1 protein-coding gene is annotated in these 2,950 nt (G+C 72.1%); it reads left to right on the top strand.

The genetic code is table 11. From position 1 onward, the window contains the following. Window positions 1–90: 90 nt before the first annotated feature. On the top strand, window positions 91–2,950 hold a 2,860-nt coding region (locus ACFXBC_RS34920), incomplete at its 3' end, for a type I polyketide synthase (protein ID WP_385034107.1).

Raw genomic sequence — 2,950 nt, forward strand, 5'->3', positions numbered from 1 at the left:
CCGGGTGAGGTGTTGGAGCGTCCGGTTCAGGCGCAGGTGTGGGGTCTGGGCCGGGTTGTTGGTATGGAGCATCCGGAGCGTTGGGGTGGGTTGGTTGATCTGCCCGGGGAGTTGTCGGAGCGGGCGGGTGCCCGGTTGGTCGCCGTACTGGCGGGGTGTGACGAGAACGAGGTGGCCATCCGCTCGGCCGGAGTGCTGGGTCGGCGCCTGGAGCGTGCCTCGCAGGTGCGTACCGACTCGGAGTGGGCGCCGCGCGGCAGCGCGCTGATCACCGGCGGTACGGGGGCGATCGCCGGTCATGTGGCGCGCTGGATGGCCGGCCGTGGTGCCGAACGCCTGGTGCTCACGAGCCGTTCGGGCCCCTCGGCCAAGGGGGCCACCGCGCTGGCCGCCGAGTTGGCGCAGGCGGGCTCCACGGTGGAGATCGTGTCCTGTGACGCCGGTCGGCGGGAGCCGCTGTCGACCCTGCTGGAATGGATCGACAGGACAGGCCCGGCGCTGTCCGCGGTACTCCACACGGCCGCGGTGCTGGACGACGGAGTGCTGGACCGCCTGGACGCCTCCCGCCTGGAGACGGTGCTGCGGGTGAAGGCCCGGGGCGCCGCACTGCTCGACGAGCTGACCGCGGATCGTGACCTGGACGCCTTCGTACTGTTCTCCTCGATCGCGTCCACACTGGGCGCCCCGGGACAGGGCAACTACGCGGCGGCCAACGCCTACTTGGACGCCCTGGCCGAGAACCGGCAGGCCCGCGGGCTGGCCGGGCTGACCGTGGCGTGGGGTGCGTGGGCCGGCGGCGGCATGATCGAGTCCAGCATCACGGTGGAGGCGCGGGTCAAGCGCGGCCCGATGCCGACGATGGACCCCCGGCTGGCCGCCCGTGCGCTGGGCGAGGCATTGCAGGGCCGGGACGCCGCGGTGACCGTGATGGACGTGGACTGGACGCAGCTGACGTCCGGTACGGCTGCTGCGGAAACACTGACGCGCCCGTTGATGCGGGACCTGCCCGAGGTGCGCCGGATGGCCGCCGGCGGTGAGCTCACGACCACCGTGGTACGTCCGGAGGGAGAGCTGACGCGGCGGCTGGCGGGACTGGGCCGACCGGAGCAGGAACGTCTGCTCACAGAGGTGGTGCGCACCGAGGTGGCGACCGTGCTCAGGTACGCCTCCGCGGCGGCGGTGGAGGACCGGCGTGCGTTCAAGGACCTGGGCTTCGACTCGCTGACCGCTGTCGAGCTGCGTAACCGGCTCAACACCGCGACCGGGCTGCGGTTGCCCAGCACCCTCGTCTTCGACTACCCGACGCCGCTGGCGCTGGCCGCCTTCCTGCGCGGCGAGCTGACCGGGCAGCAGGCGGACGTGGCCGCCCCGGCGGCCATCGCGACCGCCCCCGCTGCGGACGAACCGGTGGCGATCGTCGGTATGGCCTGCCGCTTCCCGGGCGGCGCGGGCAGCCCGGAGGAGTTCTGGCAGCTGTTGGGCTCCGGCGCCGATGCGGTGGGTGCCTTCCCCACCGACCGCGGCTGGGACCTGGAAAGCCTGTACGACCCGGACGGGGAGCGGGAGGGCACCTCGTACGTGGCGCAGGGCGCGTTCCTGCGGGACGCGGCCGGGTTCGATGCGGGGTTCTTCGGGATCAGCCCGCGTGAGGCGCTGGCGATGGACCCGCAGCAGCGGCTGCTCCTGGAGACCTCCTGGGAGGCACTGGAGCGTTCCGGCATCAACCCCATGACCCTGCGGGAGAGCGCCACCGGTGTCTTCACCGGCGGTTTCGCCTCGGGCTACGGGATCGGTGTGTCCATGGCGGGCCAGGGCGAATCCGGCTCCGAGGGACATGTACTGACCGGGAACGCGACCAGTGTGCTCTCCGGCCGTGTTTCGTACGCGCTGGGTCTTGAGGGCCCGGCGGTGACGGTGGACACGGCGTGCTCCTCGTCGCTGGTGGCGCTGCACATGGCGGCCCAGGCGCTGCGTTCGGGTGAGTGCTCGTTGGCACTGGCCGGTGGCGCGACGGTGATGACGCATCCGGGAACCTTCATCGACTTTTCGCGGCAGCAGGGGCTGTCCATGGACGGGCGGTGCCGGGCGTTCTCGGAGGACGCGGACGGTACCGGCTGGGCCGAGGGTGCGGGCATGCTCGTCGTCGAGCGTCTTTCGGACGCTCGCCGCAACGGCCACCAGGTCCTTGCCGTGATGCGTGGTTCGGCCGTCAACCAGGACGGTGCTTCGAACGGTCTGACGGCGCCGAACGGTCCGTCGCAGCAGCGGGTGATCAGGGCGGCGCTGGCGAATGCGCGTCTGTCGGCTGCTGATGTGGATGTGGTGGAGGCGCACGGGACGGGTACGACGCTGGGTGACCCGATCGAGGCGCAGGCGCTGCTCGCCACGTACGGGCAGGACCGCCCCGAGGGCCGTCCGGTCTGGCTGGGCTCGGTGAAGTCCCACATCGGTCACACGCAGGCGGCCGCAGGTGTCGCCGGGGTCATCAAGATGGTGCTGGCGCTCCAGCACGAGCAGCTGCCGCAGACCCTGCACGCCGAGGAACCGTCCTCGCACGTGGACTGGACGGCGGGCGAAGTACGGCTGCTGACCGAGGCGAGGCCCTGGCCGTCCGACGGCCGGGTACGCAGGGCAGGTGTCTCTGCCTTCGGTATGAGCGGCACCAACGCGCACGTCATCCTGGAGCAGGCGCCCGCCGAGAACCTCGTGGAGGAGCCCGCCGAAGCCGCGGCGGACCCAGCGGCACAGGCGGCAGCCGTGGTGTCCCGCGACGGCACCGGTGCGTGGCTGGTGTCGGGCCGGTCCGCGGAGGCGCTGGCGGCGCAGGCGGGTCGGTTGCGGGAGTGGGTGGCGCAGCGCCCGTCGTTGGAGCCGGCTGATGTGGCGTGGTCGTTGGCGGCGACGCGGTCGGCGTTCGAGCACCGGGCTGTGGTGGTGGGCGGTGACCGTA

The sequence above is a fragment of the Streptomyces sp. NPDC059398 genome, assembly GCF_042751845.1.
Taxonomy (GTDB): Bacteria; Actinomycetota; Actinomycetes; order Streptomycetales; family Streptomycetaceae; genus Streptomyces.